Source organism: Mucilaginibacter sp. BGA-UO-ETr-C110, from assembly GCF_059567985.1.
Window position 1 is genome coordinate 593,630 of record NZ_JCAQPB010000002.1, and the last position, 18,651, is coordinate 612,280.

At 41.2% G+C, this 18,651-nt stretch carries 14 protein-coding genes; 9 read left to right on the forward strand and 5 right to left on the reverse strand.

The genetic code is table 11. The annotated features are described in order from the left end of the window. Positions 1–340: 340 nt before the first annotated feature. Complete coding sequence (locus AC57BQ_RS03945; RefSeq protein ID WP_090465260.1) at positions 341–700, reverse strand: DUF1304 domain-containing protein; 360 nt, start codon at positions 698–700, stop codon at positions 341–343. Positions 701–1,177: 477 nt separating this feature from the next. Here AC57BQ_RS03945 and AC57BQ_RS03950 point away from each other — a divergent pair, with 477 nt between their 5' ends. The 3 genes from AC57BQ_RS03950 to AC57BQ_RS03960 are packed head-to-tail and all read left to right on the forward strand — an operon-like array spanning position 1,178 to position 7,094. Continuing rightward, positions 1,178–2,266, forward strand: a complete 1,089-nt coding sequence (locus tag AC57BQ_RS03950) for an ROK family protein (protein WP_496405026.1) — start codon at positions 1,178–1,180, stop codon at positions 2,264–2,266. Between the two features lie 44 nt (positions 2,267–2,310). After that, on the forward strand, positions 2,311–5,469 hold the full coding sequence (locus AC57BQ_RS03955; protein ID WP_496405027.1) for a SusC/RagA family TonB-linked outer membrane protein: 3,159 nt from the start codon (positions 2,311–2,313) through the stop codon (positions 5,467–5,469). Between the two features lie 26 nt (positions 5,470–5,495). Then, the gene (locus AC57BQ_RS03960; RefSeq protein ID WP_496405028.1) at positions 5,496–7,094 is read left to right on the forward strand and encodes a SusD/RagB family nutrient-binding outer membrane lipoprotein; all 1,599 of its coding nucleotides are present in this window, start codon (positions 5,496–5,498) and stop codon (positions 7,092–7,094) included. 84 nt (positions 7,095–7,178) lie between these two features. Here AC57BQ_RS03960 and AC57BQ_RS03965 read toward each other — a convergent pair whose 3' ends face one another. Together AC57BQ_RS03965 and AC57BQ_RS03970 are read right to left on the reverse strand one after the other, a co-directional pair. Beyond that, positions 7,179–7,982, reverse strand: a complete 804-nt coding sequence (locus AC57BQ_RS03965; RefSeq protein WP_496405029.1) for an SDR family NAD(P)-dependent oxidoreductase — start codon at positions 7,980–7,982, stop codon at positions 7,179–7,181. Between the two features lie 81 nt (positions 7,983–8,063). Continuing rightward, positions 8,064–8,657, reverse strand: a complete 594-nt coding sequence (locus AC57BQ_RS03970; RefSeq protein WP_496405030.1) for a Crp/Fnr family transcriptional regulator — start codon at positions 8,655–8,657, stop codon at positions 8,064–8,066. Positions 8,658–8,943: 286 nt separating this feature from the next. Between AC57BQ_RS03970 and AC57BQ_RS03975 the strand changes: the two genes are divergently transcribed. From AC57BQ_RS03975 to AC57BQ_RS03990, 4 genes are all read left to right on the forward strand, one after another. Beyond that, positions 8,944–10,560, forward strand: coding sequence for a glycerol-3-phosphate dehydrogenase/oxidase (locus tag AC57BQ_RS03975; RefSeq protein WP_496405031.1), 1,617 nt, complete (start codon positions 8,944–8,946; stop codon positions 10,558–10,560). Positions 10,561–10,646: 86 nt separating this feature from the next. Further along, positions 10,647–12,152 carry a glycerol kinase GlpK gene (gene glpK / locus AC57BQ_RS03980; protein WP_496405032.1) on the forward strand — a complete coding sequence of 502 codons (1,506 nt, stop codon included), beginning with the start codon at positions 10,647–10,649 and terminating at the stop codon, positions 12,150–12,152. 36 nt (positions 12,153–12,188) lie between these two features. After that, complete coding sequence (locus tag AC57BQ_RS03985; RefSeq protein ID WP_090465276.1) at positions 12,189–12,920, forward strand: MIP/aquaporin family protein; 732 nt, start codon at positions 12,189–12,191, stop codon at positions 12,918–12,920. Between the two features lie 41 nt (positions 12,921–12,961). Then, positions 12,962–13,744: a hypothetical protein gene (locus AC57BQ_RS03990; RefSeq protein WP_496405033.1), complete on the forward strand. Its 783-nt coding sequence runs from the start codon at positions 12,962–12,964 to the stop codon at positions 13,742–13,744. 26 nt (positions 13,745–13,770) lie between these two features. Here AC57BQ_RS03990 and AC57BQ_RS03995 read toward each other — a convergent pair whose 3' ends face one another. Further along, positions 13,771–14,802, reverse strand: coding sequence for a LacI family DNA-binding transcriptional regulator (locus AC57BQ_RS03995; RefSeq protein ID WP_496405034.1), 1,032 nt, complete (start codon positions 14,800–14,802; stop codon positions 13,771–13,773). Between the two features lie 295 nt (positions 14,803–15,097). On the opposite strand from AC57BQ_RS03995, the gene AC57BQ_RS04000 reads away from it, so the two are divergent. Together AC57BQ_RS04000 and AC57BQ_RS04005 are read left to right on the forward strand one after the other, a co-directional pair. Then, positions 15,098–16,561, forward strand: coding sequence for a tagaturonate reductase (locus AC57BQ_RS04000; protein WP_496405035.1), 1,464 nt, complete (start codon positions 15,098–15,100; stop codon positions 16,559–16,561). 102 nt (positions 16,562–16,663) lie between these two features. Beyond that, positions 16,664–17,305, forward strand: coding sequence for a DUF2306 domain-containing protein (locus AC57BQ_RS04005; RefSeq protein WP_496405036.1), 642 nt, complete (start codon positions 16,664–16,666; stop codon positions 17,303–17,305). 11 nt (positions 17,306–17,316) lie between these two features. On the opposite strand, the gene AC57BQ_RS04010 is transcribed toward AC57BQ_RS04005, so the two are convergent. Then, positions 17,317–18,195 carry a cyclase family protein gene (locus AC57BQ_RS04010; RefSeq protein WP_496405037.1) on the reverse strand — a complete coding sequence of 293 codons (879 nt, stop codon included), beginning with the start codon at positions 18,193–18,195 and terminating at the stop codon, positions 17,317–17,319. Between the last annotated feature and the right edge of the window lie 456 nt (positions 18,196–18,651).

Here is an 18,651-nt window from a genome sequence, read left to right on the forward strand (position 1 = left end):
AACGTGATGAGATTGCTTCGTACCTCGCAAAGACATGGTATAGAAATTTTCGAATCTCCCTGATTTTTCGTATATTTATATTAACACCAGCCCGGATCTCTTTTTTTAGAGACCCGGGCTGTTTGGTTAAAGGGAAAATAAGATCAAAAATAGGTTGTTTTTCACTTAGTTATTTGATAATCAATAAATTAATACTTTTTAAACCTTTCAAAACCCACCAAAAATTTGTTAAAAAGTGTTAAAATGGCGTTAAAAAAGTGTTAAATGGATAAAAAACAAGCCTTTTTGCCCCGGTTTTGACTAAAAAAGTGTTAAAATTAAAGGTTTAAAAAGTTTTTTCTTACCTGATCAAAATAAGAATGATAGCCAGCAACGCCGGTACCGCCTGAATAAAGAAAATCTTTTTGGTCACGGTAAGCGCTCCGTAAATTCCCGCTACGGCTACACAGATCAGGAAAAACAAGGCAACATTGGTATGCCACTGAGCATCGCTGATAAAAAATGTCCAGATCAAACCGGCTGCTAAAAAACCATTATATAAACCCTGGTTTGCAGCTAAAACCTTACTCTTTTCCAGTTCCTCCAGTGGTTTGTTAAAGGCTTTAGGTCCACGGGTTGTCCAGGCGAACATTTCCAGCCATAAGATATAGCAGTGTATAAGGGCTACCAGGCCAATAAGTACTTTGATAATAAGATCCATAGGTTTATGATTTATAGGATATAAATGTAGTAAAATGTGAATGATATATTAGGTCTGGATTTCTGTTATACCAATAAAGCTTTGCCTCTATTTAGTTAGACCTTCCTACATAAGATGAATATATAGCTTACCTTTTTGCTAAATACGCTTAATTATTGCAGGTATTATAATTGCCGCTAATAATTGTTGTGATTTTTATTAGATAATATTATTTGTATCAGTCAAATTTGTAAATTATTCTATTTGTTTGGATACTTATTAAAAAAAATAAAAAAGTTTGCTTAAAAAATCAGAATTAATTAATTATGTTTGAATAATAAGCAATTATTTATGGAAGGTAGGCATAAGCAAATTAAAAGTGCCCAATTAAAGAGTGATATCTTAAAGCAATTGTATTTTAAAAAATCGCTTCTATATAGTGAATTAAGCGCGATTTATAACAAAAGTATTCCTGTAATAAATAAAATAATAAACCAGTTGATCAAAGAAGGCTTCGTAGCCGAGATTGGTTATGCTGCATCGAGTGGGGGGAGAAGGCCCCTGATGTATTCGGTAAAACCAGATGCTATGTACATCATGGCTATAGCGATGGATCAGTTCTCGACCCGAATGTTAATTATGGACCTGCATAACGAGCCGATAACGGAAGTTGAAATGATAGCATTGTCGCTAAATGCTAATCCAGAGGCTTTGCCGCAACTGATAGATCATATTAACCATTGTATCATCAATAGTGGGATAGACAAGACCAGGATACTTGGAATTGGAATTGGTATGCCGGGTTTTGTTAGTGTTTCTGATGGCATGAATTACTCCTACCTGGATACAGGGGGCGAAAAACTAACAGAGTATATTCAACGCGCTACCGGACTACCAGTATATATTGATAACGATTCGAGTTTAATTGCACTGGCCGAGCAAAAATTTGGCGCGGCCCGATCAAAGGACCAGGCCATGGTTATTAACCTGGGTTGGGGCATCGGGCTGGGGATGATAGTTAACGGTGAGATTTTTAGAGGAAGTGATGGTTTTGCTGGTGAATTTAGTCACATCCCTTTATCTGAGGACGGTACCCTATGCCTTTGTGGTAAACAAGGTTGCCTGGAAGCCGAAGCATCAATGCTGGTTGTAACTAAAAGAGCAATAGAAGGCATCAAGCAGGGCAAACTATCATCATTAAAATCATTTATTAATGAGCCATTGGAAGTGATCGCGAAAGCCATTTTTGATGCAATAGATATTGGTGATCAATATGTGATAGATCTGCTTTCAGATGCGGGCTATAAAATAGGTAAAGCCCTGGCCATACTGATTCATATTATGAACCCGCGCGCTATAGTTTTAAGCGGTCGGGGTACAAAAGCCGCTAAAATAATGCTGGCTCCTATACAGCAGGCATTAAACAAATACTGTATCCCGCGATTAGCGGCAAAAACAGAACTGCTCATTTCATCATTGGGTTTTGACGCCGAACTTTTAGGTGCCGCAGCCCTGGTCATGGAATATTTAGACGATGATATTTTAACTACACACTTTAATCAACAGCCTATGGATAAAACACGCTAAGAAAACACAAACAAAAATTTCAAAATTACTATAACCGCTTAATCATGAAAAAAACATTACTCGCATTAATAATGCCCTGTTTGGCTATTGGAGTCAACGCCCGCACAATGGCAGGCTTTAGGGTAGCAGATAATCTGCACATTAAAAAAAACAATACCACGAAAACCTTAAATGCGATTGACGCCATTAAAGGAACCGTGAAAGACGCCAGCGGCCAACCGCTTATTGGCGTTAATATACAGGTAAAAGGAACCAGTCGGGGAACACAGACCGATGCAAATGGTGCATTTACCGTACAAGCCAGCGCCGGCGAGGTGTTGGTTGTTAGCTACATAGGATATGCAAAAAAAGAAGTAACCGTAGTAGGTCCGGCGGTAGCCCTTAATATCGTGCTTTCTGAGGATTCTAAAACACTGGGCGAAGTTGTGGTTACCGCTTTAGGTATTAAAAAATCCGAAAAATCAATTACATACGCTTCGCAGCAAATAGGTGGTGGTGAGCTTACCCGTGTAAAAAGCGATAACCTGATGAACTCCCTGAATGGTAAAATTTCGGGTGTTACGATCTCGCCAAGCGCGTCGGGCGTGGGCGGTTCGGCTAAGGTTATTTTAAGAGGTAATAAATCGGCAGCAGGTAATAACCAGCCTTTATACGTAATTGATGGTATACCTATTTCCAACGGTTCCAACTCAAACGGACAACCCAATAATACATTCGGAACCAGCGTTGGGCAAGGGGGGATGGCGTCTGCAGCATCTACTAACCAGGATGGTGGCGATGGTATATCAAACCTGAATCCCGATGATATAGAAAGTGTTACTATATTAAAAGGTGCTTCCGCATCAGCATTATATGGTAGCCAGGCACAAAACGGTGTTATCCTGATCACGACCAAAAAAGGTAAAGCCGGAAAAACCTCCATTAGTTTTACCTCATCTGCAACAATGGATCATATCGCCTATAAACCAGAGTTTCAAAACTCATATGGGCAAACTCCCGGTGGTGCAGACAGTTGGGGTGCCAAAATATCCAGCGGGCATGATAATCTTTCAGAGTTTTACCAAACTGGTACCAATTTTACCAATTCTATCAATCTTTCTGGTGGCTCTGAAATTGCGCAAACATATTTTTCTTACGCCAATACTACTGCCAGAGGTGTTGAGCCTGGTAACAAGCTGGTTCGTAACAACCTTAACTTTCGCGAAACCGGTCATTTTTTAAATGATAAATTAACGGTTGATGGAAATATCACCTATGTTGATCAGAAAATAAATAACTCACCGGGTCTGGGTTTGTATTTAAATCCTTTAACCGGCTTATACCTATTCCCCCGCGGACGGGATATTCTTCCATATAAAAATCAATTTGAATTACCACCGGTGCCTATTACTGGAAATGGTGCTCCAACACAGAATTGGCCTTTTAACGAAGATATTCAACAAAACCCATGGTGGACAACCCAGCGCGATCCGAACACTGCTCAGCGTAACCGCGTGCTGATAAACGGTAGCGTTAAATATGATTTTACCAAATGGTTGAGTCTACAAGTTAGGGGAAATCTTGATCGTTTTAACGATGTTTACGAGCAGGATCTGTATGCAGGCACCAACCCTGTTTATGCCAAAGCAAATGGTCAGTTACTGTTAACTAATCAAACCACCGAGCAAAAATATGGTGACGCGTTACTAACTTTCACAGTACCTGGCAAATCTGATTTTAAAGTTGATGGGGTTCTCGGTGCAAGTATAACCGATTCAAAAACAGCTGGTACCATTATAGGCCCTAATTCGCTGAATACTTATAATGATCCGGGGCTTTTAATACCTAACGTATTCTTGCCTGAAAATTTGGTTTCGGCTGATGGCGCGCCTCCGGTTAATTCGCTTCAGGCAAATCATAATCAAATACAATCGTTATTTGCCAATGCTAACTTATCATACAAAAACTGGGCATTTTTAACCCTGACAGGCAGGAATGATTGGTCGTCAAATCTGGCATTTACACCTAATAGCTCCTATTTTTATCCTTCGGCAGGTTTGTCATTCATCTTAAACCAGATGTTTGAATTACCCAAAGCTATTTCTTATGCCAAGATCAGGGGAACTTATGCAGAAGTTGGTAATACAGTACCATCGTATGTAACTAATCCGTTAACGCATATTATCCCTGGAGGCGTAGTTTTAAACTCTGTGGCTCCTTTCCCACAGTTGAAACCTGAAAGAACCAAATCATTTGAGTTGGGCTTTGATTCTCGCTTTTTTGATGATGCTTTAACGGTTAATTTTACTTACTACAAATCCAATACAAGAAACCAGTTCTTCCGGATCACGCCTTCTTTTGTGACCACTTACTCTCAAGGGTTTGTTAATGCCGGGAATGTTCAAAACTCAGGTATTGAGTTTATGGTGGCTTATGATGTAATTAAAAACAGCTCTTTCACCTGGAATACTGCTTTCAACGGATCTACCTTTAATAATAAAGTGATAGATGTTGATTCAAAAGATGGTATCGATCAGTTTATTTTAACAACAAGCTCAAATAACTCTTATGAATCTGTACTGGCTAAAGGTGGTTCATACGGTGATATTTATGGTGTTACTTTAAAACATGATGCACAGGGCCGTATTATGGTTGGTACCGATGGAAAGCCAATAACTGAAGATGGTTTTAATTATATCGGTAATCCTAATCCTAAGTTCCAATTAGGCTGGAATAACACATTCAATTACAAAAAATTCACCGTAAGCTTCCTGGTTGACGGCAAATTTGGCGGACAGGTACTGTCATTAACACAGGCCGTAATGGATAAGTATGGTGTTTCACAAGTAACCGGTGATGCACGTAATGCAGGTAGTGTGCAAATTAATGGTGTTGATCCAACTGGCAAAGCAGTTAGCAGTGTTGATCCTAAATTATGGTATACCACTATCGGTGGTCGTGATGGTATCTCAAGCCAGTATATATACAGTGCCACAGTGGTACGTTTGCGTGAGGCCTCAGTAGGGTATACGCTGCCACTTACCGGTAGTGTGTTTAAAAGCCTGAGACTTTCGTTAACCGGAAGGAATTTATTGTATTTCCACAAGAAAGCTCCTTATGATCCGGAGGTTACCATGTCAACAGGCAACAGCCTTTCTGGCGTAGATACCTTTAACCAGCCGGCAACACGTAATATTGGTTTTAACCTGAATGTTACTTTATAAAATATTCACTTTTAAAAATGAAAGTAATGAAAACACATTATAAATTAATTGTACGCTCAGGCTTTAACTACGGGATGGCCGGGCTGCTTGCAATGGTAATATTTACTTTTACCAGTTGTAAAAAGAACTTCGAAAAATTTAATACAGATAATACAGGTGTTAAGGACTATCCAGTTGGTTTGGTATTTCCTGGTTTACAATATTCAGTTTTTAATGAAGAAGGAGGTTATCAACTTGATCAGAATCTGAATGCCGATTGTTATTCGGGCTATATGATGTCTCCAAACCCATTCAGGGGAAACATTAACAACCTGAACTATAGTTTGGTTGATGGATGGAACCAGCAAATTTTTATTGACTCTTACACAACATCCTTATTTGCTGTTAATGGTATTGCCAAAACCGGTGCTAAAACTAATCTCCCTGATTTTTGGGCTGTTGCCTTGATATTAAAGGTAGAGATAATGGATCGTGTAACCGACAAATATGGACCGATTGCGTACAGTAAAGCTGGTACCGTTATATTGAATACGCCTTATGATAGTCAGCAAGCCGTTTATAACCGGTTCTTTTTGGAACTGGATACAGCCGCTGCTAATTTAAACACATTTATTGCAGCTAACCCTGGTAAGACGCCTTTTGCAACGTATGATAGGGTTTACGGTGGCGACTATACCAAATGGCTTAAATTTGCTAACTCGTTACGGTTACGCCTGGCTATGCACCTTACCAAAATAGATCAGACAACCGCTCAGGCACAAGCTCAAAAAGCTTTGACGGCTCCTGGTGGTTTGCTTACAACTAATGATGACAATGCCGGCATTTCTGGCTCAGGATACCATAATCCACTTTTTACCATTACTACCAGCTGGACTGATATAGCAGCAGGAGCTTCTTTGGAATCATATATGGTAGGATATAAGGATCCGCGTTTGCCTAAATACCTGTCGCCTGCTACTGATACGCATTTTGCCGGTCAGTATAAAGGTATCCGTATAGGTTCGGCAGTTACCGCAAAGCCTGGTTACAACGGCTTCTCTGTTTTAAATCCAAACACTATTGTGGCATCGGGATCGCCTATGATGATGATGACCGCTGCCGAAGTCTGGTTTCTGAAAGCAGAAGCAGCGTTGCGCAACTGGCCGGGTGCGGGTGACGTAAAAACCAATTACGAAACCGGTATAAATACATCCTTAGCTCAATGGGGAGTTTCAGGTGGTAGTTATGTTAGTGATGCGGTTAGTAAGCCTAAGGATTATGTAGATCCTTTGAATGCTGCTAATAATGCAACCGCGGTTTCAACGATTACAGTTGCCTGGAACGCGGGGGCTACTAACGAACAAAAACTGGAGCGGATCATTACCCAGAAATGGCTGGCTATGTTCCCGGAAGGTCAGGAGGCATGGACTGAGTTTCGCCGTACCGGTTACCCTAAATTGTTTACGGTTGTAAATAATAATAGTAGCGGAACGATTGATACTCAAATCCAGATCCGTAGGCTGGCATATCCTCAAAATGAATATACAACCAATGGAGCTGAAGTGCAAAAGGCCGTTACATTGCTTGGAGGCCCGGATAATGGTGGCACAAGAGTATGGTGGGATGTAAACAAAGCTAATTTTTAATTAAAGCAGCATCCAAATGCTGGTTATCTTATAAAAACAAAGTGGCCCTTATAAGGCGCCACTTTGTTTTATTGATGTTGACAATTATGTTAAAGAATAGCTTTTAACCTTGTTTTTAAACATATTGGCAACAATACCTATAATGGTTCGGCGGGGCAGGAACCGTGAAGATAGAGATTGTATATAATTATTGAAGCCGCCTGTTACAGTATAATTTTTTCCCTTCATGAAGGCTGCAATGCCTTCTTTAGCCACTTGTTGCGGCGTTGCATAGGATTGGCCCTCTGTTTGGGCATTCGCAACTTCAGAAAAAAGAGTTTTAGTGTTTCCCGGGCATACGGCAGTAATGGTGATGCCTTTATCTTTGTATTCGCCAAACAAAGCCTCCGAGAAACTAAGTACAAAGGCTTTTGTGGCACAATAAACGGCAATAAAGGGCGTAGGTTGAAATGATCCGGTTGAGCCTATGTTGATAATGCCGCCACTTTTGTTTGTAAGCATCTGTGGTAAAAAAAGATGGGATAGCTTTATTGTGGCATCTATGTTTAAGGCAATCATTTCGGTATAGGTTTGTTTTTCTTCATCAAGAAAATTAGCCCACTTGCCAAATCCTGCATTATTTACCAAAATGTCTACATGGAGCTTGTCATCCCAGATTTCATGCGCGATCTCATCGGCGGCAGAAGGGAGGGTAAGATCGGCAGTGATGATCTTTACATCGACAGCATGCTCTTTTCTGATCTCAGCTGCAATTTTAGCCAGTTTATCGCCTGATCGGGCAGTTAAAATAAGATTAAGGCCCATTTGTCCGAACTGTCGGGCAAAGGCTTCGCCAATCCCAGAAGAGGCTCCTGTTATTAGTACTGTTTTATTTTTTAATGATTTCATATTATTCGCTTTTTACAGCTGCAATAGTATATCATTAAAATAGGAGATTGCTTAACCTATGTTAGGAAATTAAAAAAGTGATCAAATCAGTTGACCAGCTACAGATCTGCGTATGCGACTAAGCGATTCTGGTTTTACGCCTATAAAAGATGCAATATATTGTAAGGGGATATTGTGGATAAAATCCGGATGCTGTTTCATGAGTTGCAAATATCTTTCTTCGGCGGTTTTACTAACAAGATCCTGGGTGCGCTGTGAATTGTAGAATGCCACGTGCTCATTGATGATGCGGCCCGCATCGGCCCATTTTGGATGAAGCTGGAATAGTGACTCCAGCTTTTCTTTTTTTATTCGCAGCAAATCACAATCTGTTATGCATTCCAGTTGCTCGTGCGAGGGCGCGCCTGAGATATAGCTGCCAAATGCTGTCATAAAACCCAGGGGGCAATTGATCTGATTGGTTATCTCCTGACCATCTGTGTAGTAGTAAGTCCTTAGGTATCCTGAATTTATAAAGTACATATACCGGGCGAATCCTTGGTGCTTGACAAGTACAGATCGTTTTTGATAGCTCACAGGCTCAAAATTTTTAACAATAATGTCCTTGTCATTGTTGTCAATGAAAATCAGTCCAGAAAGCAGATCTATCAATTTTTGATGTTGCTGGAGCTCCATATATAAAACTATAACAATTTGCCCGTTATATGGTCATTCTTTTTCAAGATTTGGTGTTAACTACTCTTTATTGCTTGTATTGTGCTGCTTTATTTGATTTCGTTTTATTTCAATTGTGTTTCAATTTGTATGATTTTGATGAATTATTCATTTGTAAATAGGGTTTTTGTTCTCTTTTTGTGAAAAATTAATTATTAGTTAGTTTTGTTTTGTTTCTAATTGTTATTATTTATAATTTTGATATGTGAATCGAAACTGATTGATAAAATATAACAATATAAAGATCATGGTTGCAACTAACAGAAGCGATATTGTAGAATCCATAGCCGATCCTAATAAAATTTGGGATGTGGTTATAGTAGGTGGTGGCGCCACCGGTTTAGGCGCCGCGGTTGATGCTGCCTCCAGGGGCTATAAAACCCTGCTATTAGAACAGGCTGATTTTGCAAAAGGTACATCAAGCCGGAGCACTAAACTGGTACACGGTGGTGTGCGTTATCTTGCCCAGGGTGATATTGGCCTGGTGCGTGAAGCTTTGCATGAACGCGGTCTGTTGCTTAAAAATGCACCTCACCTGGTAAAAAACGAATCATTTGTTATTCCGAACTATGAATGGTGGGGTGGCGCTTTTTATACTATTGGCCTAACCCTTTATGATCTGTTAGCTGGCAAGCTTGGTTTTGGCCGCGCAAAACATATCTCCAAAAAAGAGGTGATCAGTAAGCTACCTACTATTAATCAAAAGGGTTTATGGGGTGGAGTTGTATATCATGATGGGCAGTTTGACGATTCGCGGCTTGCAATTAACCTTGCGCAAACCTCACTTGAGCAAGGTGCGACTGTACTGAATTACTTTCGCGTGGTTAGCTTGATTAAAAACGATCAACAGAAAATTGCCGGTGTAATTACCACCGACATGGAAAGCGACCAAACCTATACCATAAAATGTAAAACGGTTATTAACGCTACAGGTGTATTTGTTGATGATCTGCTGCAGATGGATAAACCTGGCAAAAAGCCCTTAGTTAGACCAAGTCAGGGGGTACACCTGGTACTCGACCGGTCGTTTATGCCGGGTGAGGATGCCATCATGATCCCCAAAACAGAGGACGGTCGGGTGCTATTTGCCGTTCCGTGGCACGATAAACTGGTAGTAGGTACTACGGATACCCCGCTTAATGAACATAGCCTTGAACCTCGGGCATTGGAAGAAGAGATTGACTTTATTATACGCACCGCCGAAAAATACCTGACCAAAGCGCCAACCCGTAAGGATGTGCTCAGCGTATTTGCCGGTTTGCGCCCATTGGCAGCTCCGGAAGGTGATTCATCCAAAACAAAGGAAATTTCACGTAGTCATAAGCTGCTGGTATCCGATTCTGGACTGATCACCATCACCGGTGGAAAATGGACAACTTACCGCAGGATGGGAGAAGATACAATTAATAAAGCTATTGAGGTAGGTAAACTGGATCCCAAACCAAGTGTTACCAAAGACCTGTCGATACATGGCAGTAAACTCAATGTAAACCGAAACGATCATTTATATGTATATGGCAGCGATGAAGATGCTTTGCTGGCACTCGTAAATGAAAACGCGGAATGGGGTAAAAAAATGCATCCTGATATGCCTTATATACAGGCAGAAGTGGTGTGGGGTGTAAGGCACGAAATGGCGCGCAATGTAGAAGATATCCTGGCACGCCGTGTACGATCATTATTCCTTAATGCCCGTGCCGCTATCGATATGGCACCAGTTGTGGCTAACCTGATAGCCAAAGAACTAAATAAAGATGCTGCCTGGGAGAAGGAACAGGTAGCATCATTTACTGCTTTAGCCAACGGCTACCTGCTTGAACCTTATCAGACCTCACCTAAATCCTCTCCAAAGGAGAGGACTTAAAATTGCTTTTTTGAACCCTTTCCTTTGGAGAGGGCAGGGTGAGGCTAAATCAATTATTAATTATAAACCAGTGAAAAACGTAAATTATGGAAGATTACATTTTAGCATTAGACCAGGGAACTACCAGCTCAAGAGCTATAGTATTTGATCACAAGGGGCAAATTAAATCTGTTGCTCAAAAAGAATTTAAACAGATATTCCCGCAATCGGGTTGGGTTGAGCATGATCCGAACGAGATCTGGTCGACACAGGCCAGTGTAGCAGCAGAAGCCACCGTTAAGATGGGCATAAACGGTACCAATTTGAAAGCTATAGGTATTACCAACCAACGCGAAACCACTATTGTGTGGGATCGTAATACAGGTGAGCCGGTATACAATGCCATTGTTTGGCAGGATCGCCGTACCGCTGCTTTTTGCGACAAGTTAAAACAAGCTGGGCATGAAGATATGATCCGTTCCAAAACGGGACTGGTGATCGATGCTTATTTTTCCGGATCAAAGATCAGGTGGATATTGGATAATGTAGAAGGTGCCCGTGCAAAGGCAGAGAAAGGCGAACTGGCATTTGGTACCGTAGATAGCTGGCTGGTATGGAAATTTACCCGTGGACATGTACACATTACGGATGTTACCAATGCCTGCCGTACCATGCTTTTCAATATCCAAACCCAGCAATGGGATGATGAATTGATCGCTTTATTGGATATACCTAAAAGCATGTTGCCCGAGGTAAAACAATCCAGTGAGGTATATGGCGAAACGGCAACAACCATTTTTGCATCTAAAGTTCCGATCGCGGGCATAGCTGGCGATCAACATGCTGCACTTTTTGGTCAGATGTGTATTGAGAAGGCCATGGTTAAAAACACCTATGGAACGGGCTGTTTTATGCTGATGAATATTGGCGATAAATTTATCGAATCAAAAAATAACCTGTTGACTACCATCGCCTGGAAAATTAACGGGAAAATACAATACGCTTTTGAGGGCAGTATATTTATCGGCGGGGCAGTAGTACAATGGTTGCGTGATGGGTTGGGCATTATCAAAACATCTGCTGATGTTGAAAAACTAGCTTTGGCTGTTGAGGATACGCAGGGTGTATATTTTGTACCAGCCTTTGCCGGCCTGGGTGCACCTTACTGGAAACCTGATGTACGCGGGACTATTGTAGGTCTGAGCCGGGGAACTACAGCATCGCATATAGCCAGAGCGGCTTTGGAATCAATAGCCTACCAAACTATGGATGTACTCAAAGCGATGGAGGCTGATAGTGGGATGGAAATTAAAGAATTAAGGGTTGATGGTGGCGCTACGGCGAATGACCTGCTGATGCAGTTTCAATCAAACCTGCTCAATTGTAAAGTGATCAGGCCAAACGTGGTTGAAACAACGGCTCTGGGTGCCGCATACCTGGCAGGTTTGGCGGTTGGTTATTGGGAAAGCGTAGAGGAAATACAACAGCTATGGAAATCGGAAAAGGAATTTACGCCCGAAGCTGATCTACCTGCAATTAAACAAGGGATCAAAGGCTGGAAAAAAGCTATTCATGCTGCCCAGTCCTGGACCGATGAACTGCCAGAGGCTTAATTAATTTGATTATTCACCATTAATTTTAATATCAATATGTCACCATTCATAGCTGAGTTGTTAGGCACCATGTTGCTTATACTTTTAGGCGATGGCGTAGTTGCCAACGTTGTTTTAAATGATACCAAAGGGAATAATAGCGGCTGGATTGTTATCACCACCGCCTGGGGACTGGCCGTTTTTGTAGGTGTGGTTGTAGCCGGGCCATATAGCGGGGCGCACTTAAATCCCGCGGTTACCATAGCCCTGGCCATTGCCGGTAAGTTTGCCTGGGCCAGTGTACCACTTTATATTGCTGCCCAACTTTTAGGGGCCTGTTTAGGGGCTTTTTTAGTGTGGTTAATGTACTATGACCATTTTCAGCGTACCAATAACCCAGGTGGAATCTTGGCGATTTTTTGTACCGGGCCTGCTATTCGTAATTATAAATCAAATATAGCAAGCGAGATCATCGGTGCATTTGTGCTGCTCTTTACTATCTTTTATATTTCCGGTGCCGAGATCACACCCAGTAAAACACCTGTCGGCCTGGGATCTGTAGGGGCATTGCCAGTAGCTTTATTGGTTTGGGTAATCGGTTTATCTCTTGGTGGTACTACGGGTTATGCCATTAACCCCGCCCGTGACCTGGGGCCACGCATCATGCACGCCATTTTACCTATCAAAAGCAAAGGTACCAGCGACTGGGCGTATGCCTGGATACCTGTTATTGGCCCCATTATTGGTGCCGCGATAGCCGCTTTTTTATACACTAACCTGAGTCATTAACACATAATCCAATTATTATTTCTTTTTAAAACCAGAGTTTTATGAAAACGATTAATAAAGTTGGCCTTTTGGCCATACTTGGGCTATGCCTTTGTCTTCAAAGTATGGCTCAAGACACCACAGCAAGGAAAAAAGACTCAATCATTGTAAAAAAATACCACCCGTTTGACGTTAATTTACAGGTAAGATCATTGTATATATGGCGCGGATTTAAGGTATCAAACGCTCCTATAACCGATGTAGACATGCATTACACCACTCGCGATGGCAGGTTTGCCGTTGGCCTATGGGGCGGCGCTGGTTTTACCGGCGACTACAAAGAGTTTGACTACTATGTAAGCTATAAAGATAAAAAATCAGGCTTCAGCGCATCTGTTTGGGATATTAACAACATTACCAATTATCCTAATGCCGATCTGTTTAACTATAACAAGGCGAGCACATCGCACTTTATTGATGTTACGGTAGGTTATCAGTTTAAGGATGCATTTCCGCTCAGTATCAACTGGAGCACCATTGTGCAGGGGCGTGATACCTATGTTAAAAGCAATGGCGATTTAGGTAACGCTTATTCCAATTATGTGATACTGGATTACAGGCTATGGAAAGAAGGAAGCTCTGATCTGCATATTTTTGCAGGAGGCGGTTTTGCCTTTGGCCGACGGGTGAATTTTTACGGCTCAAAACCCAACATTGTTAACACCGGTTTAACCCTGAATAAGGATCTGGTGCTTTTTAACTATCACATGCCAATTTCCGCTACGGCCATGTTCAGTCCGGAGCATAAATACGGGGCATTACAATTAATTATCAATGCGTTTTAAGTAATTTTTAGGCCTGTTGAGGAGAGCTACCGCAGCTTTTGAGATGATGCCCGGGCGATTAACTCTGTTTCCACCAGTTCCGTAGTAAACTCCTCAACAGGCCATTTGCTTTCAATGGTTTTGATCAGCATTTCAGTAGCCAGTTGCCCTATTTGAAAGGCTGGTTGCCGCACTACAGTTAAGGGCGGATCAAATAGTTCGGCCACATCCGAGTTAGTAAAGCCGACAATTGCAATGTCGTCCGGAACTTTGACCCCCAGCTTTTTTAGTATGTGCATGCAACTAATGGTAAGCCGGTCGCTGCCAACGAAAATAGCTTCGGGACGCTCGTCCATGCTTAGTAACTCTTTAATCGCAAATTCAACTTCGTCCTGTATCATACCTCCATGATTACAGTGCTTTAAATAACCTGCCTTAAAATCAAGGTTGTGTTTGTCAAGCGCTGCCTTAAAACCGTTAAATCTTTCCTGGGTAATTGACAGGTTATTGGAACTGGTTAAGTGAGCTATTTTCCTAAAACCTGTATTGATTAAAAGTTCGGCAGCATCAAATGATCCTTTAAAGTTGTTCGCGATTACTTTATGGGTATTCACATCTGCTGCAACCCGATCAAAAAATACAATTGGAAATCCTTTTTCATGCAGGTATTTATACTGAGAGGTATCGGTTGACTCGGCAGATAAGGATACCAACAAGCCATCTACATGTCGCGACAACAGGTGTTTTACATTGGTGCATTCCCGGTCAAATGACTCATGTGTTTGCGTGATAATAACATGATATCCCCGGTTATAAGCAATTGATTCAATCCCATTGATAGCCTGCGAAAAATAAGTATTAGCAACCTCACATACTACAACACCAATGGAATGGCTCTTTTGTTCTTTAAGACTAAGCGCTATAGGATTTGGCCGGTAGTTTACCTTCTCCGCATACTCCAGCACCAGCCGTTTGGTTTCGGCGCCTATTTCATAGCTTCCGTTCAAAGCTCTTGATACTGTTGATGTTGACAGGCCCAGCGCCTTTGCTATATCTTTTATGGTATAAGATTCAAACATAATTTAGTTCAAGGTGTTTCGAGGGGCCAGCATGACATTGGTTTACAATGAGAGTTTCTCTGTTACAGGGCTAAGTTAGTGTAAAATTACAGATCTCCTATGCCGATTTAAATACAATTAAAGGCTCTAAACCATGCAAACGTTTCCGGGAACGTTTGCATGATTTTAGTACGTCATATCTTTTTTTTATTAGCTACTTGTACTTAACCTTGTTTGGTAATTGAGCTGTACGGCTAATTACCCCAATAATAATAAACCAACAAGAACCGATAAATACATCTTTTTTATTGAGTGCATGATCTTATCAAAATATAATTTAAACAAAATCAATTTGCCGGTATCAAGTCTTCCTGATGAGCAAATATTTGAACTTCCTGAAAAAGTATTACAATTTGGTACCGGAGTACTTCTACGCGGTTTGCCCGATTATTTTATTGACAAAGCCAATTGCAAGGGCGTTTTTAACGGCAGGATAGTCATAGTAAAATCAACCGATACAGGTTCTGCAACTGATTTTGATAAACAGGATGGTTTGTACACTATTTATACAAAAGGTATTGCAAACGGACAAGAAATAAATGAGCAGGTCATATGCTCGGCCATCAGTCGCGTGTTATCAGCTACAATCGATTGGAACGCTATTCTGGAAGTTGCCCAGAATCCTCATTTACAGGTGATCATTTCCAATACCACAGAAGTAGGTATTAAATTGGTAAAAGAAGACATCAGTAAGCATCCACCGGTATCTTATCCGGGTAAATTGCTGGCGGTTTTATATAAACGATATAAGGCCTTTAATGGCAGTGCTGAGAGCGGGTTGATTATTATACCTACTGAGCTGATAACGGATAATGGCAAAAAATTAGAGTCGATAGTACTTGAATTGGCACACCTTAACAAGCTGGAACCGGCCTTTATGGATTGGCTGGAAAGTAATAACCGTTTTTGTAATTCCCTGGTTGACCGTATAGTGCCAGGCAGGCCCGATAAGGCCTTAAACGATGAACTAGAGGCAAAAAGTGGTTATACGGATAATCTGAGTATCATAACGGAGCCATATAGCCTATGGGCCATTGAAGGAGACGATCATATTAAGTCGGTTTTGTCATTTCATGAGGTTGATGAAAGTGTTGTTATTACGCCTGATATTGAATTATTCAGGGAGCTTAAATTGCGTTTGCTGAACGGAACGCATACCTTGAGCTGTGCCTGGGCCATTCTGCAGGGTTTTGCTACGGTGAAAGAAGCCATGGCTGATGAAACTTTTATAAATTTCATCACACCGCTGATGTTTAACGAGATATTACCTGCTATCCCGTATAAAATTGATGAAAAGGTAGCTGCCGATTTTGCAGGTAAAGTGCTCGACAGGTTTCGTAACCCATACATCAGGCATGAATGGTTGAGTATTTCGGTACAGTACACTACTAAGATCAAAATGAGGGTGATCCCTTTATTGTTGAACCACTATAAACTAAAGAACAACACCCCGGAACATATGGTACTTGGTTTTGCCGCCTTCATCCGGTTTATGCAGGTTAAATTAAGTAACGATGGCCATTACACCGGGAGAATAAACGAGCGGGACTATCGGGTTACCGACAGCTTTACCGAATATTTTGCCACGGTTTGGGCAAATGCAGAACCCAACACAGCCATACACCAAATATTGACCAATTCTGATCTTTGGGATACCGATCTTACCGTTTTACCGGGATTCGAGGATGCGGTAATTGAACAATTTCACAGTTTCAAATAGGGTATAGGATAACTGTTCGGGTTAATTTCTGGGGGACTGTAACAAATTTTCAGCGCTTACCATCTAAGGGTTAAAGTAAAGGCCATCACCATACTAAACCTCATGAAGCTGAAAAAAATATCCTGGGTTTTAATTGCTGTTTTTGCTATCATTATAGGCTTGTATCCGCTTGCTTACTACTTTGTGGATATGAAAACCAACGGTTTACTCAGTACTAAACCCCAGGCCGTATTAGATAATGCAGTATGGCATGGAGCGTTTTATGCACATATTACTTTTGGTGGTATTGCCCTGCTAACCGGCTGGACCCAGTTTAGTAAAAAGCTGCGCGAAAAATATCTGAGTACCCACCGGCTGGTTGGTAAAATTTACGTTATCGCTGTTGGCCTAAGCAGTATCAGCGGATTATTCATCGCTTTTTTTGCTACTGGTGGTATAGGCAATGTTTTAGGTTTTGGCATATTGGCCATGTTATGGTTTATAACCGTATTCAGCGCTTATACCAGCATCCTGAAAAGGGATGTATACCAGCATGAAAACTGGATGATACGCAATTACGCCCTCACTTTGGCCGCCGTTACTTTGCGTATCTGGCTGCCATTATTATCTGGCTTTGTTTTTCATGATTTTATACCGGCGTATCGCATCGTATCCTGGTTGTGCTGGGTACCAAATCTGATCATTGCTGAGATCATTATCAGTAAAAGAACAGCGAAATCGGAGCAAGTTCCTCAAACTATATAGGCTGTCAGCAATTAAAAGCTGGCATATGCCCTTACCGGGAATGTACCCACACCTTTGAATTTTGGAGGTACCGCATTGAATTTATAGCCACTCTCCGGTAATTTGTCCAGGTTGCATAAATGCTCAGATATCAGTATTTCGGCACCCAGTAAAATAGTATGTACCGGGCGACTTTTACCACGGGTATCATCAATGTTATGACTATCAATACCGACAAGTTTTACGTTGCATTCCTGCAGATATTCAGCTGCATTGGCTGTAAGGTAGGGATGGTTTTCAAAATATTGCGGTGTGTTCCAGTGTTTTGCCCATCCTGTATAAACCAATACGGCTTTATTCCTGATCTCTTTACCTGTAAAATAGCTTCTGCCAATTTCGGTTGCATTTTCCGCGTTGATGGTGATGGCGTCGAGGTTGGCAAAGCGTTCCAGCTCCATTTCTGACATATCCTTGCCATGTTCAAAACGATGGAAAGGGCAGTCGATATAAGTACCCGTATTGGTTACCATTTCTATTTTTCCTATCTGGAATTCCGTTCCTGGTTCATAATTAGCCCTGGATTGCTCCCGGCTGAGGTAATCGCAAATGATAGGTGAAGGCAAGCCTTTGTAGGTTACCAGGCCATCGAAAATGGTATGACTGAGGTCGATATACTTATCATCAGGCAGGATATTAACCGGCTGGCGTTTGTGTTTTTCTTCGATATAATATTTATTCAGGATGTTAACCTTACCAACCATGAGTAGCTGCATATCGTTTACAATATAATCGGCCAGTTCCAGGTCGCTGATGGTATCGCCGGCAATATCCAGTCTGAAATCCTGACCCTGGATACCGCCGCCATTGGTGAAAGAAATATCAAAATCAAAAACTACTCTTTTATCAGGCATGGTTGTTTGGTCTGTTTTAGTGATCGGATGAAAATGCTAAAATAAAACTTTTTAAACCTTCAATTTTAACACTTTTTTAGTCGAAAACAGGGTGAAAAGGTTTGGTTTTTATCCACTTTAACAAAGTTTTAACGCCATTTTAACACTTTTTAACAAATTTTTAGCATGTTTTGAAAGGTTTAAAAAGTATTAAATTATTGATTGTCAAATAATTGCTTGTAATATGGCCGGTTTTTGTTCCTGTTTCTGCATTAATAAAACAGCCCGGATCTCTTTTTTATAAGAAAACCGGGCTGTTTTATATATACAAAAATACGAAATTTTGGGTAGAATACATAGGATGGGAGAAGATCAAATTGTCGCACAATCGATTAGTCTTATAAATAAAAACCATGTCATTGCGAGCGCAGCAATCTCCTCATTGTATCTCCGCATCATGCTTACTTGAATTGAACG